Source organism: Enterobacter sp. MEB024, from assembly GCF_030209635.1.
Lineage (GTDB): Bacteria > Pseudomonadota > Gammaproteobacteria > Enterobacterales > Enterobacteriaceae > Enterobacter > Enterobacter ludwigii.
In genome coordinates, this window is the sequence record NZ_JARVRQ010000015.1 from 103,054 (window position 1) to 128,480 (window position 25,427).

Below are 25,427 nucleotides of genomic sequence, written 5' to 3' on the forward strand. Positions count from 1 at the left end.
CATGCTGAATTATGTTTGTAAACGCCTGTTGGGGCTTATCCCGACGCTGCTGATTGTGGCGGTGCTGGTGTTTTTGTTTGTTCATATGCTGCCGGGCGATCCGGCACGTCTGGTTGCAGGGTCAGATGCGGATGCAACGGTTATCGCGCTGGTGCGAAAACAACTGGGCCTCGACCAGCCTTTGTATATGCAGTTTCTCCACTATATTGGCAACGTTCTGCAGGGTGACTTTGGCACTTCTATGGTGTCCCGTCGTCCGGTGTCGGAAGAGATTGCCAGCCGCTTTATGCCCACGTTCTGGTTAACCATTGCCAGCATGAGCTGGGCGGTGCTGTTTGGTCTTGGCGCAGGAATTGTCGCTGCCGTCTGGCGCAACCGCTGGCCGGATAAGCTCGGTATGGCTCTGGCCGTCACGGGCATTTCCTTCCCGGCATTTGCATTGGGGATGCTGCTGATGCAGATATTCTCCGTGGAGCTGGGCTGGCTGCCGACGGTCGGGGCCGACACCTGGAAACACTACATTCTGCCCTCAATGACGCTGGGCGCGGCTGTTGCTGCCGTGATGGCCCGCTTTACCCGCGCCTCGTTCGTTGACGTGCTGAGCGAAGATTATATTCGCACCGCCCGGGCGAAAGGGGTCAGCGAGAAATGGGTCATCCTCAAACACGGCTTTCGTAACGCGATGATCCCGGTGGTGACGATGATGGGGCTCCAGTTTGGTTTCCTGCTGGGCGGCTCGATTGTGGTGGAGAAGGTCTTTAACTGGCCGGGGCTGGGACGTCTTTTGGTGGATTCAGTCGAAATGCGTGATTACCCGGTTATTCAGGCCGAAGTCCTGCTTTTCTCACTGGAATTTATTCTTATCAACTTAGTGGTGGATGTGCTCTACGCCGCCATTAACCCGGCCATCAGGTATAAGTAAAATGCGATTGTTGAACTGGCGTCGTCAGGCCATGTTAAACGCTATGCCGGGGCTAAAACCGGACCATATCCGCACGCCGTGGTCTGAATTCTGGCGGCGTTTTCGCCGTCAGCCGGTCGCCATGACGGCGGGGCTGTTTGTCCTGCTGCTGATTGTGGTGGCGGTCATTGCGCCGTGGGTAGCACCGTTTGATGCGGAAAACTATTTTGATTACGACCGTCTCAATGATGGACCGTCGATGCTGCACTGGTTCGGCGTGGACTCGCTTGGGCGCGACATCTTCAGCCGCGTGCTGGTGGGGGCGCAGATCTCTCTCGCCGCCGGGGTTTTTGCGGTACTGATTGGCGCGGCAATCGGCACCGTGCTGGGTCTGGTCGCCGGATATTACGAAGGCTGGTGGGACCGCATCATCATGCGTATCTGCGACGTGTTGTTTGCCTTCCCGGGCATTCTGCTGGCGATTGCGGTAGTGGCGATAATGGGCAGCGGTATGGCTAACGTCATTATTGCGGTTGCGGTCTTCTCAATACCGGCGTTTGCGCGTCTGGTACGAGGCAACACGCTGGTGCTCAAACAGCAAACCTTTATTGAGTCTGCGCGCAGCATGGGGGCCAGCGATGCCACTATCCTGTTCAGCCATATTCTGCCGGGGACGGTGTCGTCTATCGTGGTCTATTTTACCATGCGTATCGGCGTGTCGATTATCTCGGCGGCCAGCCTGTCGTTTCTGGGGCTGGGTGCGCAACCGCCTACACCGGAGTGGGGCGCGATGCTGAATGAAGCAAGAGCGGACATGGTCATTGCACCGCACGTGGCCATCTTCCCGAGCCTGGCCATTTTCCTGACCGTGCTGGCGTTTAACCTGTTGGGTGATGGGTTACGCGATGCGCTGGATCCGAGGATTAAGGGGTAGGATGGAAACCCTCTCCCGGCGGGAGAGGGTGAAGGGAAGGGTAAACGCCGTTAAACCCGGCTTCCCCACAAATCATACTCGTCGGCGTTTTCAACTTTCACACGGACAATATCGCCCGGCTTAACGCTGGTTTCGCCGTTCAGGTAGACCGCGCCGTCGATTTCAGGGGCGTCCGCCATGCTGCGGCCAATTGCGCCTTCTTCGTCCACTTCATCGATGATGACCAGAATTTCGCGGCCCACTTTTTCCTGCAGACGTTCAGCAGAGATCTGCTGTTGCAGCTGCATGAAGCGGTTCCAGCGCTCTTCTTTCACCTCTTCCGGAACCTGATCCGCCAGTTCGTTGGCGGTCGCGCCTTCGACCGGGCTGTATTTGAAGCAGCCTACGCGGTCCAGACGTGCTTCTTTCAGGAAGTCGAGCAGCATCTGGAAATCTTCTTCGGTTTCGCCCGGGAAGCCCACGATGAAGGTGGAACGCAGGGTCAGGTCCGGGCAGATTTCACGCCACTGTTTGATGCGTGCCAGCTGGCGATCGACGGAGCCAGGACGCTTCATCAGCTTCAGAATACGCGGGCTGGCGTGCTGCAGCGGGATATCCAGATACGGAAGAATTTTCCCTTCTGCCATCAGCGGGATGACATCGTCAACGTGCGGATACGGGTAGACGTAATGCAGACGTGTCCAGATACCCAGTTTGGCAAGCTGTTCGCACAGGCCAACCATGCTGGTTTTCACCGGCTCGCCGTTGTGGAAACCAGAGCGATGCTTCACGTCGACGCCATAGGCCGAGGTATCCTGGGAAATGACCAGCAGCTCTTTAACGCCTGCGTCTGCCAGACGTTTGGCTTCTGCCAGCACTTCACCAATCGGACGGCTGACCAAATCGCCACGCATGGACGGGATAATGCAGAAGGTGCAGCGATGGTTGCAGCCTTCGGAAATTTTCAGGTACGCATAGTGACGCGGGGTCAGCTTCACGCCCTGTTCTGGCACCAGGCTCAGGAACGGATTGTGCTTAGGTTTAGGGACATAGTGATGAACATGCTCCAGTACCTGCTCGTAGCTGTGCGGGCCGGTGATCTCCAGCACTTTCGGGTGCACTTCGCGGATCTGGTCCACTTTCGCGCCCAGACAGCCGGTCACAATCACTTTGCCGTTTTCCGTCAGGGCTTCACCGATGGCTTCCAGTGACTCCTGAACCGCGCTGTCGATAAACCCGCAGGTGTTAACGATCACCATGTCGGCGTTGTCGTAGCTTGGCACCACGTCATAGCCCTCGGTGCGCAGTTCGGTCAGGATGCGTTCAGAATCCACCAGGTTTTTTGGGCAGCCCAGGGAGACGAAGCCGATTTTAGGCTGGTGCGTAACATTGCTCATAGGTTAAAAATTCATCAATTATGGAGTTATCAGGGCGGGATTTTACAGCGTTCCGCGGGGGATTTATACACTCTTTGCGAGGCAGATGACCGGCAAGAAGGTTGTAACATTGTAAATAATGTTAATCAGTTAAGAATTATTGATCTCAGGCATTAAACTGTACAAAAAATAACCTTATTCTGAATGTGCACAATGGCTGACAGAGGAGGAAAGAGCATGTCCGTTGACAGACTAAAACGCGATCTGCTTAACAAGCTGATCAATGCCCGAATCGACCTTGCCGCGTACCTGCAGTTGAGGAAGGCAAAAGGGTATATGTCAGTCAGCGAAAGCGAACATCTGCGTGATAATCTCTTTGAACTTTGCAACTTCATGCGTGAAAAAGCACCCGTCCTGAAAGCGGAATACGCCGAAAGCGAACTCGTTGCGCTGCGCCGCGCCGCCGAGGTGCTCTCCATTGCAGGGGTATGTTTGATGAACGGACGCCACGACTGCCCGAATTTTATCGCTGTTAACGCGGAGAAGCTTGAAAACTGCCTGACTACGCTCTCTCTATGCATCATGTGTCTGAACAAGCACGAGACGCTTGAACAACACTGACACCGGGGGAGGCAACTCCCCCTTCTGATTAAGCTTTTGTAAAAGTGATAACGTGCCCGGACCCAGTGGCTAACCTTTATGCCATAAACCGATAAAGGAGCGCGTTATGCATCGATCTTCGCTGATTTTCCTGCCTGCGTTATTTTTCCCGATTTCTCTCCTCGCCGCCCCTGACGCGGTAAAAGTCGACGTTGTGCAAAACCGGCTCGATCATCCCTGGTCGATGGCGTTCCTGCCGGACAATAAAGGGCTGCTGGTGACCCTTAAGGGAGGCCAGTTAAAGCACTGGCAGGCCGGAAAAGGGCTTTCCGACCCGATCGTCGGCGTACCCAAGGTCTGGGCAAACGGCCAGGGCGGGTTGCTGGACGTGGCACTCGCCCCGGATTTTGAAAAATCGCGCCGCGTCTGGCTGAGCTATGCCGAGGCGGGGAATGACGGCAAAGCGGGAACGGCGGTTGGCTATGGCCGCTTAAGCGATGATCTCTCCCGAATTGAAGGTTTCCAGGTGGGCTTCCGTCAGATGCCGAAACTGTCCACCGGTAACCATTTCGGTGGTCGACTGGTCTTCGACGGTAAAGGCCATCTGTTTATTGGTCTGGGTGAGAACAACCAGCGTCCGACGGCGCAGGATCTGGATAAACTGCAGGGCAAAGTTGTGCGCCTGACGGAGGACGGCAAAGTGCCTGCCGATAATCCGTTTGTGAACACTCCCGGCGCACGGCCCGAAATCTGGTCTTACGGCATTCGTAATCCGCAGGGGATGGCGATGAACCCCTGGAGCGACACGCTATGGCTTAACGAGCACGGCCCGCGCGGCGGGGATGAAATCAATATCCCGGAGAAAGGCAAAAACTACGGCTGGCCGCTGGCGACGCACGGTATCAACTACAGCGGCCTGAAGATCCCGGAAGCCCAGGGCGAGCACGTCGAGGGAACGGAAAAGCCGCTGTTTGTCTGGAAAGTGTCCCCCGCCGTGAGCGGGATGGCGTTTTACAACAGTGACGTATTCCCGCAGTGGAAAAACACGCTGTTTGTCGGGGCGCTGAAGGAGAAAGACGTTATCGTGCTGAGCGTGGAGGGCAACACGGTCACCGAGAAGGGGCGAATTTTAGGTGACAGAGACCAGCGCATTCGCGATGTGCGGGTGGGGCCGGATGGGTATCTGTATGTCCTGACCGATGAGACGGACGGGCAACTGTTGAAAGTCAGCCCGTCCGGATCGTAATCACGTCACCGGGATCATCACCACGTGACGGTATGCCGGGCGCTCGCTCAGTTGCTTCAGCCAGCGCTCAAGATGCGGGCGCGGCGTCCAGGTAACGTCAATATTAGTCAGGTTCCAGATGAAGGGCGCAACGGCAATATCGCCTACGCCGAAGCGTTCGCCTGAGAACCACGGATGCTTCGCCAGTTCGTCGTCCATCATCGCAAACAGGTTTTCACAGGTGTCCTGAGCTGCATGAATGGCAGGATAGTCGCGGTCAGCTTCGGGGGTTCTGACAAGCCCCATCAGGATCACGCGGTGTGCGGGGGAGAGCGTCTGGTTTGCCCAGTCCATCCACTTTTCACCCTGAGCGCGTTGGGCCGGACTGTCCACCCACAGACGGCTCTGACCATACTGTGCCGCGAGGTAACGCACGATGGTGTTGGACTCCCACAGCGTCACGTCGGTTTCTTCGTCGCGCAGCAAGGGCACCAGACCGTTTGGGTTCATGGCCAGATAGTCGGCATCTTTATTTACCCCAAACTGTAACCCTGCCATCACCTGCTTAAACGGTAAATCCAGCTCCTCCAGTGTCCAGAGGACTTTCTTAACGTTGGTTGAATTGTTCCTGCCCCACAGCGTAATCATAGAAACTCCCGAAATAGTCAAACAACCTGAGATGTGAATCAACGCCAGCGATTTGCCATGGTGAGATAAACCTAACAATTACGCAACAGAAGACAAAAAAATCGCCTGAATCAAAGCGTATCTGAATGTTATTGCATAAACTTTAATAACTTTACCTTGGTTAGGTTTCTTTAACCGTTTTAGTGCGCTATTACTCATCGCTTCTTGCGACACGGTGATGTGACGTAATTTTTGAATGGACACTCGGGTGGCATTTATGACGCGAAAAATGACTTCTCTGCGCAGCCTGGCGGCAGGCTCTGCGCTCCTTTTCCTGTTTGTACCAACTCTCTACGCAGCGGAACAGGCTGCGCCCGAAGCGCCGCCTGTGGATGCGCGCGCCTGGATCCTGATGGATTATTCCAGTGGTAAAGTGCTGGCGGAAGGCAATGCGGATGAGAAACTTGACCCGGCAAGCCTGACGAAAATCATGACCAGCTATGTGGTGGGTCAGGCGCTGAAAGCGGGCAAAATCAAGCTTGACGATATGGTCACCATCGGGAAGGACGCCTGGGCGACCGGCAACCCGGCGCTGCGTGGGTCATCGGTGATGTTCCTCAAACCCGGCGATCAGGTGTCAGTATCTGATTTGAATAAAGGGGTCATTATCCAGTCCGGTAACGATGCCTGTATTGCGCTGGCCGATTACGTTGCGGGCAGCCAGGACTCCTTTATTGGCCTGATGAACGGCTACGCGCAAAAACTGGGCCTGACCAATACCACCTTTAAAACCGTGCACGGCCTTGATGCGCCGGGTCAGTTCAGTACCGCGCGCGACATGGCGCTGTTAGGCAAAGCGTTGATCCATGACGTGCCGGATGAATATGCCATCCACAAAGAGAAAGAGTTTACCTTCAACAAAATCCGCCAGCCGAACCGTAACCGTCTGCTGTGGAGCAGCAACGTCAACGTCGACGGTATGAAGACCGGCACCACGGCCGGCGCGGGTTATAACCTGGTCGCTTCCGCAACTCAGGGCGATATGCGCCTGATCTCGGTCGTGCTGGGCACCAAAACCGACCGCATTCGTTTTAATGAATCAGAAAAATTGCTGACCTGGGGTTTCCGCTTCTATGAAACCGTCACGCCCATTAAACCGGATGCCACGTTCATCAGCCAGCGCGTCTGGTTTGGTGACAAGAGTGAAGTGAACCTGGGGGCGGGTGAAGGCGGGTCGGTGACCATTCCCCGTGGCCAACTGAAAAACCTGAAAGCCAGCTACACCCTGACCGACAGCCAGCTCACCGCGCCGCTGAAAAAAGGCCAGGTGGTCGGGACGATTGATTTCCAGCTTAATGGCAAATCGATTGAACAGCGTCCGCTGATTGTGATGGAAGCGGTAGAAGAGGGCGGTTTCTTTAGCCGGATGTGGGACTTCGTCATGATGAAATTCCACGGATGGTTTGGCAGCTGGTTCAGTTAAGCCTCCATTGTCGGGTGGCATCGCGCCACCCGGCATGACCTCTGCACCTGACTCAGTACATCAACTTCACCTGCTGCGCTTTCGCGTAGGCCACGGTCTCTTCATCCGGACGGCAATCGCTGACGATGGCGTCAAAGCGCGACAGCTCACCCATTCTTGCCGGACGAACCTTGCCAAACTTGCTGTGATCGACCACCAGCACATGGTACTGCGCGGCGCTTAATGCCCAGTGCTTGACCGGCAACTCTTCCAGGTTAAAGCAGGTTGCTCCCTGACGGACAGTGACCCCCGCTGCGGAATAAAACGCGATATCCGGACATACGTTGCTGAGCGTATCCTGCAGATTCAGCGGCTTAAAGATGGCATTGCTGGCGTGAAACTCACCGCCACAGAGGATCACCCGGCACTCGGGTTTCTCCTGCAGTGCCAGAAAGGTATTCAGCGAGTAACACACCGCCGTAAACGGAATGCTGCTGTCGATCGCTTCGATTATCCACGGCGTGGTGGTGCCGCAGTCAAAAAAAAGTGTCTGATGCGGCTGCACCAGCGAGGCCGCAAGCCGGGCGGCTTTGCGTTTCTCTTCCACCAGGCGCGTCTTTTGGTCGCTGATCAGATAATGGCTGGCGCTACGCGGCTCAAGCACAATGTACCCGCCCAGCAGCACGACAGGCGCGCTCTCGCTGTTCAGATCCCGGCGAATGGTCATCTCAGAGACCCCGAGGAGACTGGCGGCTTCCTTAAGATGAAGCTTATCACTGCGCTTCAGCGCCTGTATCAGCTGAGCAATGCGGTCATCGCGACGTGTTTCCATAGTTCCTCGGGATAAAAAAGTGAACCCCCGCAGGGCGGGGGTTCAAGTGTAACCTGTCAGGCTGGGGTTAGTCACGTATCCAGCCTTTGCGGATCGGGATAGCAAAAAGGGTGCGATACAGATAAGACAGGCCGCGGTAGAGCGCTTCACCGAAGAGATTCCACAGGATCGCTGCGCTGACGCAGCCGATGAGACCGACCAGCAATCCCCCCACCATATCCATCGGCCAGTGGACGCCGAGATAAACGCGAGACCAGGCGATAGCCCCGGCCACCACCATCAGCACCGCACCCGACCACAGACGATGCCAGAACAGGAAGGCCAGCGCGAAGGTAAAGATAACCGTCCCGTGATCGCTTGGGAACGAGTCATCCGGGGCATGGTGCAGGAACGTATACCCCGCGTGGTCGACGAAGGGGCGGTCGTGCGGGAACGTCAGGCCCAGAATGTAGCTGACCAGCACGCTGATCCCGAGGGCCATCGCCATCTTAATTACCAGCTGACGCTGCGCCTTCACCTGGCTTCTCGGCCCCCACAGCCAGAGGATCGCCGCCAGCACCGGCACGATACTGATCAGATCTTTTGCCAGGAAGGTGGCGAAATCAATCATCCACTCTGGCGAGGCCGGAGTGGCGTTGATGAGATAAAACAGCTGGTAATTCAAATTCTCTAACATAGCGTTGTCACTCTTTAGCAAACCAGGTGGAGACCAGACCGTAGACCACCAACTGGGAAAACCAGACCCACCACCCAGCCCACAGGTTGTGAGAGAAAAAATGCGCCCCGCGCATGACCTGGCCGTAACCCATCGCCAGACCTAAAACGACGCCCAGTACGACGAAGCACCAGGCAAGACGCGGACGCTCGCGCCAGAAGGCAAAGAACAGTCCCATCACCATAAAGCCGCTGGAGGCATGACCGCCGGGGAAACAGCGCCCCGGACCGCTGTCAGCGGGAGCGGCACTGAACAGCGGATAAGAAACGGCCTTACCGCCATACTCCACCAGATCCCACGGGCAGCTGTGATGGCTTATGCTTTTCAGTACGCCAACCACCAGCGCGCCAAGCCCCATCAGCAGCGCGGCCGTGACCAGTCTCGCATTGCGCCTGAACGCGCCATAAATGAGCGAAACAGCACCTGCGGCGATGGCGATGTACTTCGCCAGTCGATGGTTCAGCAGGTCCAGCAGGTGGTCTTGCTGCAGTGGAAAACGGTGAGCAGCCGCGTCATACCATAAACCGGTGATCCATCTGTCGAGCGTTTCATCGCGTGATAGCCAGGTAAACAGCACGGCAAGGGCTATCAGTATTAAAAGCTGATAACCATAAAAGCGGGGCGGTAGACGGTAAAGTCGTTTTGTCTTATTTGTCTGTAAGTTAGACAATTCTGAACGGCTGGAAGTGGGTGCCATAATCCGGAGTCGTTGACGAGAAATGGGGCTATCATAAATCTGTCAACTTAAGGAAACCTTAAACAAAGACGATATGTGCTTTATTTCTGTTTCTTCTGGATAAATCACTATCTCGGGCCAGGGCATTTCATTACACTCGTCGCGATTTTGTCACGATAAAGAGATTGCATGTTAAACCGTTCTTCTTCTGGTTCACGTCTGGGTCGTCAGGCGTTGCTTTTCCCCTTATGTCTGGTGCTCTACGAATTCTCTACTTACATCGGCAACGATATGATCCAGCCCGGCATGCTGGCCGTTGTCGAACAGTACAACGCAGGGATCGAATGGGTACCAACCTCCATGACCGCCTATCTGGCTGGCGGCATGTTTTTGCAGTGGCTGTTAGGGCCGCTGTCGGATCGTATTGGCCGTCGTCCGGTGATGCTGACGGGCGTGGTGTGGTTTATCGTGACCTGCCTCGCCACGCTGCTGGCGCAAAATATTGAGCAATTTACCCTGCTGCGCTTCCTGCAGGGGGTGAGCCTCTGCTTTATCGGTGCTGTCGGGTATGCCGCCATCCAGGAGTCGTTTGAGGAAGCGGTGTGTATCAAGATTACCGCGCTAATGGCGAACGTGGCGCTGATCGCGCCCCTGCTGGGGCCGCTGGTGGGCGCTGCCTGGGTACACGTTGCGCCGTGGGAAGGGATGTTCGTGCTGTTTGCCGTGCTGGCCGCCGTCGCTTTCTTTGGCCTGCAGCGCGCGATGCCGGAAACCGCTACCCGTCTGGGTGAGAAACTGTCGCTAAAAGAGCTGGGCCGGGATTACAAAGAAGTGCTGAAGAACGGCCGCTTTGTGGCGGGCGCGCTGGCGACGGGGTTTGTTAGCCTGCCTCTGCTGGCGTGGATTGCCCAGTCGCCGGTCATTATCATCAGCGGCGAGCAGCTCAGCAGCTATGAGTATGGCCTGCTGCAGGTGCCGATTTTTGGCGCGCTGATTATCGGTAACCTGGTGCTGGCGCGTCTCACATCCCGCCGTACGGTGCGTGCCTTGATCATTATGGGCGGCTGGCCCATTGCTGCCGGGCTGGTTCTGGCGGCGGTCGCGACAGTGGTGTCGTCCCATGCGTATCTGTGGATGACCGCAGGATTAAGCGTTTACGCGTTCGGTATCGGTGTGGCGAATGCCGGACTGGTGCGCCTGACCCTGTTTGCCAGCGAGATGAGCAAAGGTACGGTGTCAGCGGCGATGGGCATGTTGCAAATGCTGATTTTCACCGTCGGTATCGAGGTGAGCAAACACGCCTACGCATTTGGCGGCAACGGTCTGTTCAGCCTGTTTAATCTGGCTAACGGCGTGCTCTGGGTTGGGCTTATCGTGGTGTTCCTGAAGGATAAACGCGTCGGGAATGCTTTACAGCCGTAAGCCGTTTTCCCTCTCCCGGCGGGAGAGGGCCATGGTGGCGTCAATGAAACGGCGCTTCGCCGTTCAACACCTTATCAATTACATCCAGCACGCCTTCGTCGTTATTGTGCGGGGCTTCAAAGCGCGCCACCGCCTTAATATGCGGCCTGGCGTTTGCCATCGCAAAGCTGAACCCTGACTGGCGCAACATTTCTACGTCATTCCCGCTATCGCCAAAAGCCACCACTTCGCTGTCATTAATGCCCCAGCGCTTTTGCAGTATTCGCAGACCGTTGGCTTTATGCACCCCGGGGATGATGAGGTCGATACTGCCGTGGCCGGTCGTGACGGGCACCATAATGTCGTTCAGCTTTTCGTGCAGCATCGCCTGAATACGCGGGATGTCGTCGTCAGAGACGTTAAGCCCGAATTTGAAGAAAATATCGTTCAGGTTGCCGAAATCACTCACCATTTCGAGACGGTGGTAGTACTTTGCCGCGATATCCTTAAAGCCGTCGTCATAGTGCTTCAGCGTATAGGCGCTGCTTTTTCCGCAGGCGATAATCTCAATGCCCGGCACATCGTTTAACACGGCGGCAACGGTGTCGAAGTGCGTCTTCGACAGTTCACCGTTAAAGACATCTTCCCCGGCGCTGACCACCCAGCCGCCATTTTCCGCGACAAACGCAATTTCATGGGCAATCTCCGGGAAAAAGGAAATCAGCTGGTAGTACTGGTTGCCGCTGGCAACCGCAAAGCGAATGCCTTGCGCTTTCATTCGTGCATATTGCGCCAGAAAACGCGGGCGGTTATAGGTTTTGGCATCGCTCAGAAACGTGCCGTCCATGTCGACGGCGATCAGTTTAACGCTCATATCCCTTCTCCAGTGTCGTTTGTTCCGTTTCCGGCTTCGCTACCGCACGCGCTACCAGCGCTGCGATGATCACTAACCCTAACACCACCAGCATGGCGCTGCGCAGCCCGTAGTGCTCACCGAGGAAGCCGAGCAGCGGTGGCCCCACCAGGAAGGCGAGGTAGCCCGTGGTGGCCACCACGCTGACGCGGGTCGGTGCATCCGGACCAGTGTCGCTGGCGGCTGAAATGGTGAGCGGGAAGCCAAGCGATGCCCCCAGACCCCAGAGGATCACCGACACGCCGGCAATCCAGTCCACGTCCACAAAGATGATCATCGCAATCCCCAGCCCGCCCAGCAGGGCGCTGGCACGCACCACCGCCACGCGGCTGTAGCGGTCAATAAACCAGCCGCCGGTAAAGCGCCCAACGGTCATCCCGAGGGTGAAACCGGCGTAGATCAGGGAGCCGGAGGTTGGACTAAAACCGTGGCCGTCAACCATCAGCAGCGGCAGCCAGTCGTTAGCGGACCCTTCCGCAAAGGCCATCGCCAGCACCACCACGCCGATCAGCATCAGCTGAATGTCGCGGTAAAACGGCAGCCCTTTTTCCGCGGTGGCGTGTTCGTCAGAGGTGTTCTTGCCGGTGCCGTCAGGGATCGCCCGGATACCGGTCAGAATGGGGATAATACATACCAGTGCGGCCAGCAGAATATGCAGGTTCGCGGCGACGCCCGAGGCCGTCAGCGCCATCCCCACACCCGCCCCGGCCAGCGTGCCAAGGCTGTAAAAGCCATGCATCATCGGCAGTACGGTTTTATTCATCTCACGTTCAACCGATGCCCCTTCAACGTTAATGGCCACTTCAGCGGCACCGAAGCTGCCGCCAAACACCGTCAGCCCAAGGGCAAACAGCACCGGCGAGGCAAGCCACAGCGCCACGCTCAGCACCAGCATCCCGAACACGGCACAGCACATGGTGGTGCGGATGACCGCCCGTGTACCGAAGCGTTTGACAAGCCACGCGGAGCACAGAATACCGCTCATAGAGCCTATTGACAGGCCAAACAGCACGATGCCCATCTCGGCCGTTGAGACAGATAAAATATCGCGAATGGCCGGGGTACGCGTGGCCCATGAGGCCATCAGCAGACCGGGAATAAAGAAGAACATAAACAGCGCCCACATGCGCAGCTGCAGAGTTCTACGGGGGGAGGTCAGAGTCATTGAAGTTAGCACCGGAAGTACAACAATAGCGACAACACTAGCAAGTTTGTGTACATTTGTACACAAACCACGTGGGGAATTTATGAGCAGAGCACCGAACGATCCTCAACGCCGGGAGAAGATCCTGCAGGCGACCCTGGACACCATTGCAGAGCACGGTATTCATGCCGTGACGCACCGGAAAATTGCCACCTGCGCGGGCGTGCCGCTGGGGTCGATGACCTACTATTTTGACGGCATGGAGTCGCTGCTGGAAGAGGCCTTTACGTGGTTTACCCGGCAGATGTCGCAGCAGTATCGGGATTTCTTCGCCGGCGTGACCGGGCCAGAAATGGCGTGCGAATCCATCACCACGCTGATCCACAGTTCGCAGGTCACGACGCCGCAGAATATGGCGCTGATGTACCAGCTCTATGCCTTTATGCACCGCAGTGCGGCGCTCAAAACGGTAATGCAGGACTGGATGAAGATGAGCCAGACCACGCTTGAGCAGTGGTTCGACCCGGTGACCACCCGCGCGCTGGATGCCTTTATCGAAGGGATGACGCTGCACTTTGTGACCGACAGAGCCCCGCTCACCCGGGAGGAGATCCGGGCGATGGTCGGCAGGATAGCGGGCGAGAGCGGACGTTAGATTGTGGTCGCGCCGGCCGTCATGTTTACCGTTGTTCCCGTGATGGCACCGGCTGCATCTGACGCCAGAAACGCGATGGTGTCTGCCACCTGCTCCAGCGTCGGCAGGCGATTCAGCATCGTGCTCTGTGCCGCGCCCTCCAGAAACTGCTCCACGGTGATGCCCATCGCCTGCGCCTTGATGGCGAACAGGTCACCCACACAGGAACCGGCCTGAACCGCGTCGGCTATCGCATGCGAACGCACGCACAGGACGCGAATATTCTTTGCCCCCAGCTCCGCCGCAAGCGCACGGGTTAACGCTTCCGTTCCCGCGCAGCCAACGATATGCCCGAGATGTCCCGGCATCGCCATATTTGCAGCCGGAGCAACGACGGTGATAAGCGTTCCGGCACGCTCACCGCCCATATGGGGTGCGACAGCTTTGGCGATGTTGAAATAGGCGGCCAGAAAAGGGTCGAACCCCTGTCTGAATTCACTGATCGTTAATGCGTCGAGGCGTTTACCCTGGTCGTGCATAAAGCCCGTGGCATTCACGACGATATCAATGCCGGCAACGTCCGGGAGCGTCGCGTCGGCATCGAGAGCATCGAAAACAAACAGCCGGGCTGACCCGCCAGCGGCGTGAATGCGGTTAGCGACGTGCTCCAGCCTGGCCTGATCGCGTGCCGCGAGGTAGACCGTAGCCCCTTCACGGGCGAGCGCGTACGCAGTGGCGCTGCCAATAGCGCCGCTGCCACCAAAGATAACGGCGGTTTTATTTTTGAGACTCATACCTGCATCCCCTCACCAGACCGGTCCATCAAATTATGGGTCGGGTGACGGCGGATGCAACTCCGCCACGGGGCAGGGTATGTGGCTGACAAGACTTACGGCATCACTATCAGCAGATTAGCTGCCGGAGATTTTTTTTCCGCTGGCGTCCACCACCGCTTCGCCATCTTCTTTCGTAAACGCCCCTTTCTGTGCATCAGGCAGGATATCGAGTACGACTTCGGAAGGGCGGCACAGGCGAGTGCCCAGCGGCGTCACCACGATCGGACGGTTAATCAGGATCGGATGCTGCAGCATAGAATCGATAAGCTGGTCGTCGGTAAACCGGTCCCCGGCGAGGCCCAGCTGTTCATAAGGTTCGACATTTTTGCGCAGCAAATCCCGCACGGAAATCCCCATCTCAGCAATCAGTCTGGTCAGTTCATCACGAGACGGTGGGTTCTCGAGGTACAGAATAATTTCGGGTTCAGTGCCGCTGTTGCGGATCATCTCCAGCGTGTTGCGCGAGGTGCCGCAGGCTGGATTGTGGTAAATGGTGATATGGCTCATATCCGTTACTCATTACAGTGTGAAGGAGAGACGTAACGCCAGCGCGGCGAGCGTCACAAACAGAACCGGCAACGTCATGATGATGCCTGTCCGGAAATAATAGCCCCGGGTGATCGTCATGTTTTTCTGCGCCAGGACATGGAGCCAGAGCAGGGTGGCCAGGCTGCCGATAGGCGTGATCTTCGGACCCAGGTCGCAGCCAATCACGTTGGCATAAATCATCGCGTCCTTAATCACACCCGATGCCGTGCTGCCATCGACAGAGAGTGCCCCAATCAGGACGGTCGGCATATTGTTCATTATGGATGACAGGAACGCCGTGATGAACCCGGTACCGAGCGTGGTGGCCCACAGGCCATGTCCGGCGAGGAGATTGAGTACCCCTGACAGATACTCCGTCAGCCCGGCATTGCGCAGGCCATACACCACCAGGTACATCCCCAGCGAGAAGATAACGATCTGCCACGGTGCGCCACGAAGCACTTTTCCCGTATTAATGGCATGCCCGCGCTTTGCAACGGCAAACAAAATCAACGCGCCTGCTGTCGCGATAGCACTGACCGGAATGCCGAGCGGTTCAAGTACAAAGAACCCGACAAGGAGCAGTAACAGAACAATCCAGCCCGTTCTGAAGGTTGGAAGATCGTTAATCGCGCGGGAAGGCTCGCGGAGTTTTGACAGGTCGTATGCCGGCGGAATGTCCTTTCGAAAGAACAGATGCAGCATCACCAGCGTGGCCGCAATCGCGGCGAGATCCACGGGGATCATCACCGAGGCGTATTCGCTGAACCCCAGCGAGAAGAAGTCTGCCGATACGATATTCACCAGGTTCGAAACGATCAGCGGCAGGCTGGCAGTGTCGGCGATAAATCCAGCCGCCATGACAAACGCCAGCGTGGCCTGCTTGCTGAACCCGAGGGCGAGCAGCATGGCGATAACGATGGGCGTGAGGATAAGCGCCGCGCCGTCGTTGGCAAAAAGCGCCGCAACGGCCGCACCCAGCAGAACGATATACGTAAACAGCAACCGGCCCTTGCCATTACCCCAGCGGGCCACGTGCAGCGCCGCCCACTCGAAAAATCCGGACTCATCAAGCAGCAGGCTGATGATGATGACGGCGATAAACGTGGCCGTCGCGTTCCAGACAATATTCCACACCTCCGGTATATCGTTAATGTGGATCACGCCGCTGACCAGCGCCAGTACAGCACCTATCGTGGCGCTCCAGCCGATACTTAACCCTCTGGGCTGCCAGATGACCAGCACCAGTGTAAACAGAAAAATTGCCCCAGCCAGAAACATCGTGAACTCCGTTATATCTGTTTTTATGAATGTGTTTTAACACGCGCCCGGAAGACGATTTTTCAGCTTTGCGCGGGTCTCTTCGCGCAAGCAGTTCCAGCTGTTGTCAATCACGGTGGCAGCCCATGCCGGCATAATGGGGGACAAACGGTAATAAACCCATTTCCCCTCCCGGCGATCGCTCACCAGCCCGGATTCACGCAGCAGTGCCATATGGCGCGATACCTTGGGCTGTGATTCAGCCGTGGCGGAACAGAGATCGCAGACGCACAGTTCCCCGGCTTCGCGCAGAAGCATGACGATGGACAGGCGGGTCTCGTCAGAGAGGGCTTTGAAAAGTTGGACCGGATGTAGCATCGGCTTTCCTGCGGTTGGTTATATATATGGTTAAGCATATATGTTTGGGTGGAAAGAGGGAAGGCGGAATGTTGAAGAGGGGAATTTCAGGCAACAAAAAACCCATTTATATAAATGGGTAAATAAAAACAATGATTTATAATTATATCAATGGCTTAAATTGGTGGTAAGGTGGGATTAAGGGTGAGCAGTGCCAACGGGTGCCGCCATTTTGTCGCCATTTTGCATTGTAGCTAGCGGGTTGAGCTTTAACGCAGTTTCAAGGTGATCTGGCGCGAGGTGGGCATAACGCATAGTCATTTTTATATCGTGATGTCCCAGAATTTTTTGAAGGGCGAGTATGTTTCCCCCGGACATCATAAAGTGAGCTGCAAAGGTGTGGCGGAGAACATGTGTTAGCTGGCCACGCGGCAGGATGATGGAAGTTTTATCCATCACTGAAGCAAATTGAAAATAGTAGTCATCAAAAAACTTGAACCCTTTGAGCGCCGTGATCTCTTCATATAGTTCCCTGCTTATAGGGATGCTTCTATTTTTCTTTCCTTTCGTTCTGGTGAAAGTGATGCGGTACTTCGTAACCTGCGACCTTGTCAGATTGACTGCCTCTCTCCATCTTGCCCCTGTACTGAGGCAAATCTTCACTACCAGTGTCAACAGCTTGTTTTGACGCTGGCAGTCATACAGAAGCTCTGCAATTTGATCATGTGTCAGCCAAGCCATCTCCTTTTCAGCAATGGTAAATTTGCGCATGTTTTCTAACGGATTGGGCTGCACCCATTCACCCAAGCGAATCAGTTCGTTAAAAGCCCCGCTTAGGTAGCTTTGTTCTAAGTTAACTGTTACTGGGCTGGCACCCTTTTTCCATTTTTCGCTGAAGTATATTTCTCCCGTTAAGCGTTTATCACGGTAATGGGCAAACATTTTTGATGTAAGAGAAGTGGCCAGTGGATTACCAAGTGCCTCAACTATTAGAAGCAATTTTTCGTAAACATGCTCTCCAGCTGATAAAGAGGCTCCGTGCAGTTTGTACCAAAGTTGAACAATCTCTTTAAGAGTTCTGCGATCAAGAGCCTCCCCCAACCACGGTTTGGCTACTGATTCATCCATAGTATGTCGTTCAAAGGCAAGAGCTTCACCCTTAGTCGAGAATTGCTTACGAACACGTCTCCCACTTCGGCCTGCGGGGTAACATTCACAAATCCATTTTCCAGTGTCTAGTTTTCGTACTGTCATACACACCTCTTAAAACTGTCACTCTCAGTTTACTGGATGTGCATACAGTATCAATGTTTGTTTCCTGCAAGTTCATACATGCTGAATGTCATCGATAAAGCTTATCGTTTCTCTTAAACTCGGAGATAACTCATACGCGCGCGTAATATCCCAGTGTTCACGAATAAAGGAACATAAAAGTGTATTGTACGATAAACCCATTTTTGCCGCAGCTCCCTGCTTAGGTGGTATCCCTTTTTTGATGTTACTATCCCGTGATTGCCTTGCGAGATTTATTATTTTTTCTTTAGGGTCTAATAATAACTCTGGTTCTCGGTCAATTTTATCTTTTGAAACTGCGAGGAATTTACTCAATCCTTCTCTGTCTGCTAAAAGCCAACTCTCGATTTCGCGCACAGGTACGATGATTTTGAGTTTTTCATCTTTATTTTTAATTTGTCCTTCAATATTGTTTTTAAACTCCTGTAAATCATTCTTGTTGTCTAGATCTAAAACCAAAAGAACATAATGGCTGTTGGCTAGTGCGTTAAATTTATCAAGGTTGCTGGTTAAGTAGCCACAACCTCTCTTACCGAGGCTGCAACGAATTCTAAATCTTTCTTTAGAGGCAATGATTTTAGTCATAGCCTCTTCGGTTAAAATATCCTCAGTAGCAATTGATATATCCATTTTTACTAAATTCCAGCTATTTTACTAATGTTGTTAGGAGTAGTTAGCGGAAGCATGATTTCTGCGGGCGAAAAACCAGCGCGCATGGCTTCTAACTCTTCATCATTAGGGATTCTTGCTGTTGTACCGTTTTCAGATGCCATGAATAAAATTATATTGTTTCCATCGATATTATTACTCAGCAATGAAGGGCTGTGAGTGCTAATTATAATTTGCTTTTGATTCCTTGCCCCTTTAAGAGTATTTTCAATTATTTCGGGGATGAATCTAACAATCTCACTGTTAAGTGATAGTTCAGGCTCTTCTAATAGAAGCAATTGACGCTTTTCTAATAGCGACCACATGAGGCCTATCAAACGCAGAGTACCATCCGAAAACTGTTCTTCTTTTTGCCAGCCAGCGTTTGGCCGCCAGTGCTCGTAGCGTGCTTCAAGATGGGGTTGACCCGACTCATCACGTTCAAATCTTAATTCTTTAAATTGAGGAACTGCAATGGATAAACCGGCTTGAATTTTTTTAAGCCACGCATCTCTTGTCCGTGTCTGAGTGTTTGCCAGTCGGTCCAGAAATCCTTGGCCAAACGGGTCATCTTCAACTTTATTAACACCGATCTCTTTTGCATATTTCAGCAACTGAGGAACGATATGTAAATAAGTCACAGAAGAGAAGTAATCAGATACGACTCTGAATTGCTTGTTAGCTAAAATCTGCTCGAGATGAGTTTGTGTGAGTTGTACTGAGTCACCATCATCTTGTTTATTTGGTCTAGCTAAAATCTCTTTTCCGTCTTTATAGACATTTTCTCTAGTTACGTTGATTAACTGCTTTCCACGCCCCGAAGCCTTAAATATAAGTTCATATATCCATTCTACTCCATCATCATCGAAGTATAAGGTTATACCAACCTCTGTATCATTTCGAGCCTGTAAGCAACGAAGTTTAGTTATACCACCTCTGTCATTTACGGCTTTTTGTAAGCCACCACCATCACGACATATATCACTCATAAAACGAAAAACATCAAGAAAATTTGATTTGCCGACAGCATTGGGGCCGATAATATAGACTCTGTCATGAAGAGGGACATCGATGTTTCTGAAGTTCTTCCAGTTTTTCAACTTCAAACGTGTGATATTCATATTTATTCCCCCACTAATAATTTAGCGGAAACTTTTCCTGTGATTAATATTTCAGACAGTTTTACGTCAATGGTTAATTTACCGTAATCTATCTTAACCTTATTATCAGGTAATCGTATTAAATTTTTTATTGACGATTTCCCATCTATAGAAATCAGCCATTCGCCATCCATAACGTCTAGTTGACCAGTATCGATCAAGAATGAGTCTTTTCCATCTTGAATTAAGGCTGGCTGCGTAAGATTGCTAGGAATCAGCACCTTGTCGAACATTACGCTACCAGCTTCATAAAGAATGCCGTCAATAATTTTTTTCATGGGCATATGCAATACGTCTGAATGCGCATGCTCAAACTTTGGCCCTATGCCAAATGTTAGCCACTGTAAGGACGCTTTAGTTTCCAGTGCGCATTGAATCACCCAGTCCGCTGGAAATGAGTCGCGCATATACCTTGTCGCCAGGCTGCTTTTTGAAACGCCTAATTGTTCACACAATGCCTGTCTCGTTGTGAAGCCATAGGCCTCAACCATTCGTTCGATGGCACCTTTACCGCCACTAGTTAAATCCATGGGTTTCATCCTGTGAACTTTAATGTTGACGATTTCATAATGTGATCATATAGTCATCTCGATTTCAAAAAGTGACTCTTCACAGTTCGTCAATGCTAAACACTTTAAAAGAGAGATGTTGCACTATGACTCAGCATATTTCAATCACCTTGGCCGTACCCTCGATCTCTGTCGAAAAGTACAGTGAACTCACTGGATTATCTATCGATACGATCAATGACATGCTTTCCGATGGACGCCTTAAACGCCACCGTCTTCGTAAAGATAAAAAGCGCGAGAAAGTGATGATCAACATCGCAGCTATGACTATTGACGCGCTAACTGATTGCAATGTGACATTCAATTGATGTGATTTTGAGACATAGAGGAATCGCTGACTATGTTTGATTATCAGACTTCTAAACATGCACATTTTGATGCAGCTTGCCGAGCGTTTGCGCTGTCGCACAATCTGGAAGATGTGGCCGCTGCCGTTGGTATGCGTCCGCAGATCCTGCGCAATAAGTTGAACCCGATTCAACCGCATCGCCTGACCTGTGACGAGCTACTGGCTATTACAGATTACACCGAAGATGCGCGTTTACTGGATGGGATGCTGGGGCAGATTAACTGCCTTCCGTCCGTTCCGGTCAATAACGCCACTGAAGCGAACATGCAGTTTTGCGCATTAAGCGCCACCGCAAACGTGGGTGCGATCGCTGGGGAAGCCGTTTCTACTGAGCACATGTCCGCCGCGCGCCGCACACAAATTCTTGAACGTGCCCGTGATGCCATCCGTTCCCTTTCCGTTCTGGCTTATACCGTTGAAAGCCGCCTCCAGTCTGCGCCGGTTCTTGCTGCTGCCGTCGATATCGTGACTACCAGCGCCAGCAGCATGATGTGAGGGATAACCATGAAAGCGTTCGTTACCTACCTGCAAAAAGAATCTCCGGCCATACAGCTGGCCAGCGGGTCAACGGGTTGGCTTGAACTGCCAAATGGCCAACGCTGGAACCCTGGCCACCAGTACAAATTCAATGCCCGTTCGTCTCGTCGTCCATGGTGGTTTCGTTTGTTCGGGATTATCAGGGGGCGTTATGGCCATTAGCGAAAAGCAGCAGGAAATTGGTCTGAAGTGGCTGGGGAATATCCGCCGTAAATACTGGAGTGAGAAAAGCGAAGCCGCCGAATGGTGGGACAAATTAACTCCTGAATGGCGCGGGGTTGTTTTACATGCGGCCGCAGTTGCTTCCGGGATGGACGTTTTCAAAGCCCATCTGAGCAAATGCTACTGGTCAGAGTTATTCGAACGCCTGGACTACCGGGCAATGATTCAGCTGCGCCAGGGCATATCCAGGGCGCGTCTGACGTTTGAAGGGTTCGGGAGTCTGAGCGACAGCGATTTTTCAAAGCGCAGCGCTAACCGCCAGGTGAAAAAGGCACATCCGATCCACAGCAGTAATGGCGTGCAGATGATTATCGCGCCTCATATCGTTCATAAGATGCAACAGCAGGAGAATCATTAATGTCCATTATCTCTGTAAACGCCAAAGAACTGGGACAGGAGCTGGCTGCGTGGGGTGTTCCACACAATTACGCCATTCTCTTTCTTGAGAAAAGTACCGTTAAAAATGGCCGTGTGGCATTACATCCGTTTTTCTTTAACGACACCGAGCACATGACAAACAAACGCCACTGGCTGGCCGTGAATGTTGCGTACTGGTGCTGTGTCTATCGTGAAGCGGAAAGCCAGTACCAGCAGGTTGAAGCGCTGGCTGGCATTCGTTCCATGTATTACATCGCCGGGTCATTGGGTGCCGGGGAAGTCAAAGCGCTGATCCAGGAGTGGTGGCGCAATACCTATGAGCTGCATCAGATACCCGCGCCGAGCTACTCAGCCGCGCCCGTTACCGTCTCTTTCCACTAATTAACTGCCTGAATTTTTGGCCATCCCTGCGGTGGCCGGGGATTCTTTTGCCCTGAGGAAACATAAATGCACATGACTCGTCAGAATTTACCCGCAACAGAATCAGGTATTGACCTGATGGCAATGCTTATTAAAGCCACGCAGGAGGGGAAGGTTGCAGCGGCTGATCTGTGTTCCACCCGTTTGGATAAGCTGGCCACCTTTGCCGCTAATGAAGGGCTAAGCGCTGCGGAAATCGTAGAGCTGATCCGTGAAGAGGCGGCGGCCATTTGCAGCAAAGGCGGTGCAGCGTGGCAGTAAAAACCCCTCTTAAATGGGTGGGCAGCAAAGTCCGCCTTATGCCGCAGCTGCGTGGCCACCTGCCTGAAGGTAAACGCCTGGTGGAGCCGTTCGCGGGTTCATGCGCTGTCATGATGAATACGGACTATGACGAATACCTGATCGCTGACCTGAACCCGGATTTAGTCAATCTGTATAAGGCGATGGCCTACCATACCGACGCGTTTCTAATGGAGCTTGAAGCCCTGTTTTCTGCCGGGGCGTTAGGTGAACAGGAGAGTCGCGCTATTTTTTACTATGCCGTCCGGGATGCGTTCAATCTGTCAGGAAAGGCTCTCGGCTCAGAGAGCGTAGAGGCCGCCGCCCGTTTCATGTACCTGAACCGCCACGGCTTTAACGGGCTTTGCCGTTATAACCGCCGTGGCCAGTTCAATGTCCCATTCGGGAAGTACAAGAAAAACTATTTCCCACTAAATGAAATCCGCGCATTCGCTGAAAAGGCGAAGCGCGCGACGTTCATCACCGCACATTACTCCGAAACGCTGGCGCTGGTTCGTGCCGGGGATGTGGTCTATTGCGATCCACCTTACCTGACGGAATCAGGGAATTTCACCTCATACACAGAAAACGGCTTTTCACATCTTGATCAGGGGCGACTGGCCAGAAAGCTGCGCCGCCTTACTGAGTACGGCGTGAGTGTTGTTGCGTCAAACAGCGATCTGGAGATGGTGCATTACCTTTACGCCGGATTTGAGGCCGTAAAGGTAAACGCTCCCCGCAGTGTTGGTGCCGCAGCTGCAAGCCAGAAATCTGCCGCAGAGCTGATCCTGAAATCACCAGTTTCAACAGCTTCCAGCGCTGGGGTGGTGGCGAAATGATGACTGAACCCATGACCGGGCTGTATGCGCTGACGGTATTTGCGGCTTTTATCTTCTTTTCCTGGGAAGAGCGTCGGGACGTGGAGACTTCAGATGATGCTGACTTTATTTTGGTCGCAATCTCTTCCCTCGTCTGGCCTGTACTGGTGGCGGTTTGTGCCACTGCTTACATGATTAATGCCTGGAAGAAATGGGTTAATCGTGGCTGATCTGTCTCTTGCTGGCCAATATCATGCCGTCGATGCCTGGCGGCGTGATACTTTTGCGCCCGGAACGCCAGCGAATGCGACGATCACAGAGCGCCGTTTGTGGGCGGTAAACCCACAGGATTATGAGTGGCGCTCACAGTTCCTTCATGAGATACCCGACTGGTTAGCCGGGTATTTTGGCAACCGTTACGAAAAGCTGTTTGCTGGCCGTGACGGCCGCCGCCGTGCCAATACATTCCTGCGCAAAACAATCGGTGAGAATGTATTGCCACGTCTGCGGAAAGTGGCTGCGCGTTACCAGCTGGCCGCTGATGTAAGCGACCTCCCATTTGGAAAGTCATTGCAGCGCTTGCCGTCGCTTGACCGTACCGATCTCAAAAAGCTGTCTGGCCAGGTCTCTGGCTGGATAGCTCAGATGTTTTATGACTTCACCGACACGCTGAAGGGTAAACCCAAAGACGAAAGGGAAATGCGCCAGCGCACGCTGGAGGCTTACCGCAACCTTTGTTCGCTTTCCCTCATGCTGAACAATCAACCGCCTTACTGGGCAGAACATGAAGCCAATGATGGCCACCTGGAAACCCGAAAAGCGGAGTCCGGGATTTTGCGTCTCATGGCACCGGAATGGTGGTATCAGCGCCTGAAGCGTGCCCGTGATCTGCAACGTGAACATCTGTCCATCGCCGTTGGCCAGGTGCAGAAATCTGCAAGCGCCTACGTATCACGTAAAACCCTGGGCGAATGGATTGAACAGAAGAAACGTAATCTGGAGTTCTTCAAAAAGTTTGATCTGATGGACGATGAGGGCAACCGCATTGCGCTGGACAGCATGGTACACCGCAGCGTTGCTAACCCGGCCATCCGTCGCTGTGAACTGATGGTGCGTATGCGCGGGTTTGAAGATATCGCCAATGAACAGGGGCTGGCTGGCGAGTTTTACACGATCACTGCTCCTTCACGTTATCACGCGGTACACAGCAAAGGCGGCTTTGTGTCTCAGTGGAACGGATTAAGCCCACGGGACACGCAGCGTTATTTATGCAACGTCTGGGCAAAAGCACGCGCGGCGATCTCCCGTGCCGGTATTCATGTGTTTGGCTTTCGCGTGGTTGAGCCACACCACGACGGGACACCGCACTGGCATATGTTGCTGTTTATGCACCCGCATGATGTTGAGGCGGTGCGCGATATTCTTTGCTATCACGCCCGGATTGCCTATTCAGAAGAGCTTCAGACACCCAACGCGCTTAAGGCGCGTTTTCACGTTGAGCCTATCGATCCCGCTAAAGGGTCGGCAACGGGCTATATCGCTAAATACATCTCAAAAAATATCGACGGGTTTGCGCTCGATGGCGAACAGGATGAAGAAACCGGGGAGAACCTGCGTGATATGGCTAAGTCTGTATCGGCATGGGCATCCCGCTGGCGGATCCGCCAGTTCCAGCAGATTGGTGGTGCGCCTGTGACCGTCTGGCGGGAACTGCGGCGCCTGGGTGATCAGCGCCTGACTGATAGCCGCATGGATGCGGTGCTGGCGGCGGCAGATGTTGGGGACTGGGCTGCCTATACCCAGTTGCAGGGCGGCGCACTGGTTGCGCGTCGTGATCTGGTTGTTCGTCTGGCCTATGAAATCACTGAGCAGGGTAACGAGTACGCCGAAGATGTTCAGCGCGTGCAGGGTATCTATTCGCCTTCGATTCCTGATTCCGAAGTTTGCACCCGTCTGATCAAGTGGCAGAAGGTTGCGAAGTTGGCCGAAGCGCCAGCGGAGGCGGGTTTTTCAGGCGGCAACGCCGCCCCTTGGAGTTCTGTCAATAACTGTACGGAGGGAGGAACCCGGAGACGGTTAAAACTGGAACTGAACCAGCGAGGGTTTGCCGGAACGGATGAAGAAATCGACATTCTGAAGCGGGGGGGCGGTCTCAAATTTGGCCGATCTGCCCTGATTTACAGGGAAGGGAGGTTGCAGGAGAAACGGAACAATCCGGAAGATGAGCAATGGCCAGGCTGGCAGTAATAGCCTGTAAGTGTGTGATATGTAAAACGTAAATTGTTGCTGGTGTGAATAAAAAAATTCACAATTAATGCTTTTGAGTGTACTGTATGTTTATACAGTTGTTTGCG

31 protein-coding genes are annotated in these 25,427 nt (G+C 53.6%); 16 read left to right on the top strand and 15 right to left on the bottom strand.

Annotated features, from left to right (window positions below):
* The first annotated feature begins 1 nt into the window (after position 1).
* Together gsiC and gsiD are read left to right on the top strand one after the other, a co-directional pair.
* Positions 2 to 922, top strand: coding sequence for a glutathione ABC transporter permease GsiC (gene gsiC / locus QRN24_RS20255; RefSeq protein ID WP_020884889.1), 921 nt, complete (start codon positions 2 to 4; stop codon positions 920 to 922).
* A gap of 1 nt (position 923) precedes the next feature.
* Entirely contained in the window at positions 924 to 1,835 is a 912-nt protein-coding gene (gene gsiD / locus QRN24_RS20260) for a glutathione ABC transporter permease GsiD (protein ID WP_020884888.1), read from the top strand.
* A gap of 50 nt (positions 1,836 to 1,885) precedes the next feature.
* On the opposite strand, the gene rimO is transcribed toward gsiD, so the two are convergent.
* Positions 1,886 to 3,211 carry a 30S ribosomal protein S12 methylthiotransferase RimO gene (gene rimO / locus QRN24_RS20265; RefSeq protein WP_014169287.1) on the bottom strand — a complete coding sequence of 442 codons (1,326 nt, stop codon included), beginning with the start codon at positions 3,209 to 3,211 and terminating at the stop codon, positions 1,886 to 1,888.
* 216 nt (positions 3,212 to 3,427) lie between these two features.
* On the opposite strand from rimO, the gene bssR reads away from it, so the two are divergent.
* Together bssR and QRN24_RS20275 are read left to right on the top strand one after the other, a co-directional pair.
* The gene (gene bssR, locus QRN24_RS20270; protein ID WP_020884887.1) at positions 3,428 to 3,811 is read left to right on the top strand and encodes a biofilm formation regulator BssR; all 384 of its coding nucleotides are present in this window, start codon (positions 3,428 to 3,430) and stop codon (positions 3,809 to 3,811) included.
* A gap of 106 nt (positions 3,812 to 3,917) precedes the next feature.
* Positions 3,918 to 5,036 carry a PQQ-dependent sugar dehydrogenase gene (locus QRN24_RS20275; RefSeq protein ID WP_284942997.1) on the top strand — a complete coding sequence of 373 codons (1,119 nt, stop codon included), beginning with the start codon at positions 3,918 to 3,920 and terminating at the stop codon, positions 5,034 to 5,036.
* On the opposite strand, the gene QRN24_RS20280 is transcribed toward QRN24_RS20275, so the two are convergent.
* Entirely contained in the window at positions 5,037 to 5,663 is a 627-nt protein-coding gene (locus tag QRN24_RS20280) for a glutathione S-transferase family protein (RefSeq protein ID WP_032681369.1), read from the bottom strand.
* A gap of 256 nt (positions 5,664 to 5,919) precedes the next feature.
* Here QRN24_RS20280 and dacC point away from each other — a divergent pair, with 256 nt between their 5' ends.
* Complete coding sequence (gene dacC / locus QRN24_RS20285; protein WP_020884884.1) at positions 5,920 to 7,125, top strand: serine-type D-Ala-D-Ala carboxypeptidase; 1,206 nt, start codon at positions 5,920 to 5,922, stop codon at positions 7,123 to 7,125.
* A 52-nt stretch (positions 7,126 to 7,177) separates the two neighbouring features.
* On the opposite strand, the gene deoR is transcribed toward dacC, so the two are convergent.
* From deoR to QRN24_RS20300, 3 genes are all read right to left on the bottom strand, one after another.
* Positions 7,178 to 7,936, bottom strand: a complete 759-nt coding sequence (gene deoR / locus QRN24_RS20290; protein ID WP_014169292.1) for a DNA-binding transcriptional repressor DeoR — start codon at positions 7,934 to 7,936, stop codon at positions 7,178 to 7,180.
* A gap of 67 nt (positions 7,937 to 8,003) precedes the next feature.
* Positions 8,004 to 8,612 carry an undecaprenyl-diphosphate phosphatase gene (gene ybjG / locus QRN24_RS20295; protein ID WP_032681367.1) on the bottom strand — a complete coding sequence of 203 codons (609 nt, stop codon included), beginning with the start codon at positions 8,610 to 8,612 and terminating at the stop codon, positions 8,004 to 8,006.
* 7 nt (positions 8,613 to 8,619) lie between these two features.
* Positions 8,620 to 9,348, bottom strand: coding sequence for a phosphatase PAP2 family protein (locus QRN24_RS20300; RefSeq protein ID WP_284942998.1), 729 nt, complete (start codon positions 9,346 to 9,348; stop codon positions 8,620 to 8,622).
* 168 nt (positions 9,349 to 9,516) lie between these two features.
* On the opposite strand from QRN24_RS20300, the gene QRN24_RS20305 reads away from it, so the two are divergent.
* Positions 9,517 to 10,749: an MFS transporter gene (locus QRN24_RS20305; protein WP_040017011.1), complete on the top strand. Its 1,233-nt coding sequence runs from the start codon at positions 9,517 to 9,519 to the stop codon at positions 10,747 to 10,749.
* Between the two features lie 40 nt (positions 10,750 to 10,789).
* Here the strand turns inward: QRN24_RS20305 and QRN24_RS20310 are convergent, their stop codons facing one another.
* Together QRN24_RS20310 and QRN24_RS20315 are read right to left on the bottom strand one after the other, a co-directional pair.
* Positions 10,790 to 11,602, bottom strand: coding sequence for a Cof-type HAD-IIB family hydrolase (locus QRN24_RS20310; RefSeq protein WP_232946444.1), 813 nt, complete (start codon positions 11,600 to 11,602; stop codon positions 10,790 to 10,792).
* The gene (locus QRN24_RS20315) at positions 11,592 to 12,806 is read right to left on the bottom strand and encodes an MFS transporter (protein ID WP_032677755.1); all 1,215 of its coding nucleotides are present in this window, start codon (positions 12,804 to 12,806) and stop codon (positions 11,592 to 11,594) included. The genes QRN24_RS20310 and QRN24_RS20315 overlap by 11 nt, the downstream gene beginning before the upstream one ends.
* A gap of 82 nt (positions 12,807 to 12,888) precedes the next feature.
* Between QRN24_RS20315 and QRN24_RS20320 the strand changes: the two genes are divergently transcribed.
* Positions 12,889 to 13,440 carry a TetR/AcrR family transcriptional regulator gene (locus QRN24_RS20320; RefSeq protein WP_020884879.1) on the top strand — a complete coding sequence of 184 codons (552 nt, stop codon included), beginning with the start codon at positions 12,889 to 12,891 and terminating at the stop codon, positions 13,438 to 13,440.
* Here the strand turns inward: QRN24_RS20320 and QRN24_RS20325 are convergent.
* The 8 genes from QRN24_RS20325 to QRN24_RS20360 form a co-directional block, all read right to left on the bottom strand.
* Entirely contained in the window at positions 13,437 to 14,213 is a 777-nt protein-coding gene (locus tag QRN24_RS20325; RefSeq protein WP_284942999.1) for an SDR family NAD(P)-dependent oxidoreductase, read from the bottom strand. The two genes, QRN24_RS20320 and QRN24_RS20325, sit on opposite strands and share 4 nt — an antisense overlap.
* Positions 14,214 to 14,330: 117 nt before the next feature.
* Entirely contained in the window at positions 14,331 to 14,762 is a 432-nt protein-coding gene (arsC, locus tag QRN24_RS20330) for a glutaredoxin-dependent arsenate reductase (RefSeq protein WP_025204600.1), read from the bottom strand.
* A gap of 12 nt (positions 14,763 to 14,774) precedes the next feature.
* Positions 14,775 to 16,064 carry an arsenic transporter gene (locus QRN24_RS20335; RefSeq protein WP_284943000.1) on the bottom strand — a complete coding sequence of 430 codons (1,290 nt, stop codon included), beginning with the start codon at positions 16,062 to 16,064 and terminating at the stop codon, positions 14,775 to 14,777.
* 36 nt (positions 16,065 to 16,100) lie between these two features.
* Positions 16,101 to 16,421 carry a metalloregulator ArsR/SmtB family transcription factor gene (locus tag QRN24_RS20340; protein WP_113656807.1) on the bottom strand — a complete coding sequence of 107 codons (321 nt, stop codon included), beginning with the start codon at positions 16,419 to 16,421 and terminating at the stop codon, positions 16,101 to 16,103.
* Between the two features lie 177 nt (positions 16,422 to 16,598).
* Positions 16,599 to 17,654, bottom strand: coding sequence for a phage integrase (locus QRN24_RS20345; RefSeq protein WP_284943001.1), 1,056 nt, complete (start codon positions 17,652 to 17,654; stop codon positions 16,599 to 16,601).
* Between the two features lie 72 nt (positions 17,655 to 17,726).
* Positions 17,727 to 18,323, bottom strand: coding sequence for a DUF4276 family protein (locus QRN24_RS20350; protein WP_284943002.1), 597 nt, complete (start codon positions 18,321 to 18,323; stop codon positions 17,727 to 17,729).
* A 5-nt stretch (positions 18,324 to 18,328) separates the two neighbouring features.
* The gene (locus QRN24_RS20355) at positions 18,329 to 19,462 is read right to left on the bottom strand and encodes an AAA family ATPase (RefSeq protein WP_063435276.1); all 1,134 of its coding nucleotides are present in this window, start codon (positions 19,460 to 19,462) and stop codon (positions 18,329 to 18,331) included.
* 2 nt (positions 19,463 to 19,464) lie between these two features.
* Positions 19,465 to 20,031: a phage repressor protein CI gene (locus QRN24_RS20360; protein ID WP_284943003.1), complete on the bottom strand. Its 567-nt coding sequence runs from the start codon at positions 20,029 to 20,031 to the stop codon at positions 19,465 to 19,467.
* A 125-nt stretch (positions 20,032 to 20,156) separates the two neighbouring features.
* On the opposite strand from QRN24_RS20360, the gene QRN24_RS20365 reads away from it, so the two are divergent.
* The 9 genes from QRN24_RS20365 to QRN24_RS20405 all read left to right on the top strand — a co-directional run bounded on the left by QRN24_RS20365 (position 20,157) and on the right by QRN24_RS20405 (position 25,320).
* The gene (locus QRN24_RS20365; protein ID WP_284943004.1) at positions 20,157 to 20,378 is read left to right on the top strand and encodes a regulator; all 222 of its coding nucleotides are present in this window, start codon (positions 20,157 to 20,159) and stop codon (positions 20,376 to 20,378) included.
* Between the two features lie 32 nt (positions 20,379 to 20,410).
* On the top strand, positions 20,411 to 20,914 hold the full coding sequence (locus QRN24_RS20370) for a phage regulatory CII family protein (RefSeq protein WP_284943005.1): 504 nt from the start codon (positions 20,411 to 20,413) through the stop codon (positions 20,912 to 20,914).
* 9 nt (positions 20,915 to 20,923) lie between these two features.
* Positions 20,924 to 21,118 (top strand): phage filamentation protein Fil family protein, encoded by a 195-nt coding sequence (locus tag QRN24_RS20375; RefSeq protein ID WP_284943006.1) that lies wholly within the window; start codon positions 20,924 to 20,926, stop codon positions 21,116 to 21,118.
* Positions 21,108 to 21,536, top strand: coding sequence for a hypothetical protein (locus tag QRN24_RS20380; RefSeq protein WP_013097409.1), 429 nt, complete (start codon positions 21,108 to 21,110; stop codon positions 21,534 to 21,536). Before QRN24_RS20375 ends, QRN24_RS20380 begins: the two co-directional genes overlap by 11 nt.
* A complete protein-coding gene (locus QRN24_RS20385) occupies positions 21,536 to 21,937 on the top strand; it encodes a hypothetical protein (RefSeq protein ID WP_284943007.1) in 402 nt (133 codons plus the stop codon). The genes QRN24_RS20380 and QRN24_RS20385 overlap by 1 nt, the downstream gene beginning before the upstream one ends.
* A gap of 66 nt (positions 21,938 to 22,003) precedes the next feature.
* Positions 22,004 to 22,237 (top strand): DUF2732 family protein, encoded by a 234-nt coding sequence (locus QRN24_RS20390; RefSeq protein ID WP_044857840.1) that lies wholly within the window; start codon positions 22,004 to 22,006, stop codon positions 22,235 to 22,237.
* Entirely contained in the window at positions 22,228 to 23,094 is an 867-nt protein-coding gene (locus tag QRN24_RS20395) for a DNA adenine methylase (protein ID WP_284943008.1), read from the top strand. The genes QRN24_RS20390 and QRN24_RS20395 overlap by 10 nt, the downstream gene beginning before the upstream one ends.
* Positions 23,091 to 23,303 carry a hypothetical protein gene (locus QRN24_RS20400; RefSeq protein WP_284943009.1) on the top strand — a complete coding sequence of 71 codons (213 nt, stop codon included), beginning with the start codon at positions 23,091 to 23,093 and terminating at the stop codon, positions 23,301 to 23,303. The genes QRN24_RS20395 and QRN24_RS20400 overlap by 4 nt, the downstream gene beginning before the upstream one ends.
* Positions 23,272 to 25,320 (top strand): replication endonuclease, encoded by a 2,049-nt coding sequence (locus QRN24_RS20405; protein WP_284943010.1) that lies wholly within the window; start codon positions 23,272 to 23,274, stop codon positions 25,318 to 25,320. Before QRN24_RS20400 ends, QRN24_RS20405 begins: the two co-directional genes overlap by 32 nt.
* Positions 25,321 to 25,427 lie beyond the last annotated feature (107 nt).

What these genes read in the sequence shown, in the direction of transcription:
- gsiC (WP_020884889.1), top strand. Translation starts at nt 2, where the DNA reads ATGCTGAATTATGTTTGTAAACGCCTGTTGGGGCTTATCCCGACGCTG.
- gsiD (WP_020884888.1), top strand. Translation starts at nt 924, where the DNA reads ATGCGATTGTTGAACTGGCGTCGTCAGGCCATGTTAAACGCTATGCCG.
- rimO (WP_014169287.1), bottom strand. Translation starts at nt 3,211, where the DNA reads ATGAGCAATGTTACGCACCAGCCTAAAATCGGCTTCGTCTCCCTGGGC.
- bssR (WP_020884887.1), top strand. Translation starts at nt 3,428, where the DNA reads ATGTCCGTTGACAGACTAAAACGCGATCTGCTTAACAAGCTGATCAAT.
- QRN24_RS20275 (WP_284942997.1), top strand. Translation starts at nt 3,918, where the DNA reads ATGCATCGATCTTCGCTGATTTTCCTGCCTGCGTTATTTTTCCCGATT.
- QRN24_RS20280 (WP_032681369.1), bottom strand. Translation starts at nt 5,663, where the DNA reads ATGATTACGCTGTGGGGCAGGAACAATTCAACCAACGTTAAGAAAGTC.
- dacC (WP_020884884.1), top strand. Translation starts at nt 5,920, where the DNA reads ATGACGCGAAAAATGACTTCTCTGCGCAGCCTGGCGGCAGGCTCTGCG.
- deoR (WP_014169292.1), bottom strand. Translation starts at nt 7,936, where the DNA reads ATGGAAACACGTCGCGATGACCGCATTGCTCAGCTGATACAGGCGCTG.
- ybjG (WP_032681367.1), bottom strand. Translation starts at nt 8,612, where the DNA reads ATGTTAGAGAATTTGAATTACCAGCTGTTTTATCTCATCAACGCCACT.
- QRN24_RS20300 (WP_284942998.1), bottom strand. Translation starts at nt 9,348, where the DNA reads ATGGCACCCACTTCCAGCCGTTCAGAATTGTCTAACTTACAGACAAAT.
- QRN24_RS20305 (WP_040017011.1), top strand. Translation starts at nt 9,517, where the DNA reads ATGTTAAACCGTTCTTCTTCTGGTTCACGTCTGGGTCGTCAGGCGTTG.
- QRN24_RS20310 (WP_232946444.1), bottom strand. Translation starts at nt 11,602, where the DNA reads ATGAGCGTTAAACTGATCGCCGTCGACATGGACGGCACGTTTCTGAGC.
- QRN24_RS20315 (WP_032677755.1), bottom strand. Translation starts at nt 12,806, where the DNA reads ATGACTCTGACCTCCCCCCGTAGAACTCTGCAGCTGCGCATGTGGGCG.
- QRN24_RS20320 (WP_020884879.1), top strand. Translation starts at nt 12,889, where the DNA reads ATGAGCAGAGCACCGAACGATCCTCAACGCCGGGAGAAGATCCTGCAG.
- QRN24_RS20325 (WP_284942999.1), bottom strand. Translation starts at nt 14,213, where the DNA reads ATGAGTCTCAAAAATAAAACCGCCGTTATCTTTGGTGGCAGCGGCGCT.
- arsC (WP_025204600.1), bottom strand. Translation starts at nt 14,762, where the DNA reads ATGAGCCATATCACCATTTACCACAATCCAGCCTGCGGCACCTCGCGC.
- QRN24_RS20335 (WP_284943000.1), bottom strand. Translation starts at nt 16,064, where the DNA reads ATGTTTCTGGCTGGGGCAATTTTTCTGTTTACACTGGTGCTGGTCATC.
- QRN24_RS20340 (WP_113656807.1), bottom strand. Translation starts at nt 16,421, where the DNA reads ATGCTACATCCGGTCCAACTTTTCAAAGCCCTCTCTGACGAGACCCGC.
- QRN24_RS20345 (WP_284943001.1), bottom strand. Translation starts at nt 17,654, where the DNA reads ATGACAGTACGAAAACTAGACACTGGAAAATGGATTTGTGAATGTTAC.
- QRN24_RS20350 (WP_284943002.1), bottom strand. Translation starts at nt 18,323, where the DNA reads ATGGATATATCAATTGCTACTGAGGATATTTTAACCGAAGAGGCTATG.
- QRN24_RS20355 (WP_063435276.1), bottom strand. Translation starts at nt 19,462, where the DNA reads ATGAATATCACACGTTTGAAGTTGAAAAACTGGAAGAACTTCAGAAAC.
- QRN24_RS20360 (WP_284943003.1), bottom strand. Translation starts at nt 20,031, where the DNA reads ATGGATTTAACTAGTGGCGGTAAAGGTGCCATCGAACGAATGGTTGAG.
- QRN24_RS20365 (WP_284943004.1), top strand. Translation starts at nt 20,157, where the DNA reads ATGACTCAGCATATTTCAATCACCTTGGCCGTACCCTCGATCTCTGTC.
- QRN24_RS20370 (WP_284943005.1), top strand. Translation starts at nt 20,411, where the DNA reads ATGTTTGATTATCAGACTTCTAAACATGCACATTTTGATGCAGCTTGC.
- QRN24_RS20375 (WP_284943006.1), top strand. Translation starts at nt 20,924, where the DNA reads ATGAAAGCGTTCGTTACCTACCTGCAAAAAGAATCTCCGGCCATACAG.
- QRN24_RS20380 (WP_013097409.1), top strand. Translation starts at nt 21,108, where the DNA reads ATGGCCATTAGCGAAAAGCAGCAGGAAATTGGTCTGAAGTGGCTGGGG.
- QRN24_RS20385 (WP_284943007.1), top strand. Translation starts at nt 21,536, where the DNA reads ATGTCCATTATCTCTGTAAACGCCAAAGAACTGGGACAGGAGCTGGCT.
- QRN24_RS20390 (WP_044857840.1), top strand. Translation starts at nt 22,004, where the DNA reads ATGCACATGACTCGTCAGAATTTACCCGCAACAGAATCAGGTATTGAC.
- QRN24_RS20400 (WP_284943009.1), top strand. Translation starts at nt 23,091, where the DNA reads ATGATGACTGAACCCATGACCGGGCTGTATGCGCTGACGGTATTTGCG.
- QRN24_RS20405 (WP_284943010.1), top strand. Translation starts at nt 23,272, where the DNA reads ATGCCTGGAAGAAATGGGTTAATCGTGGCTGATCTGTCTCTTGCTGGC.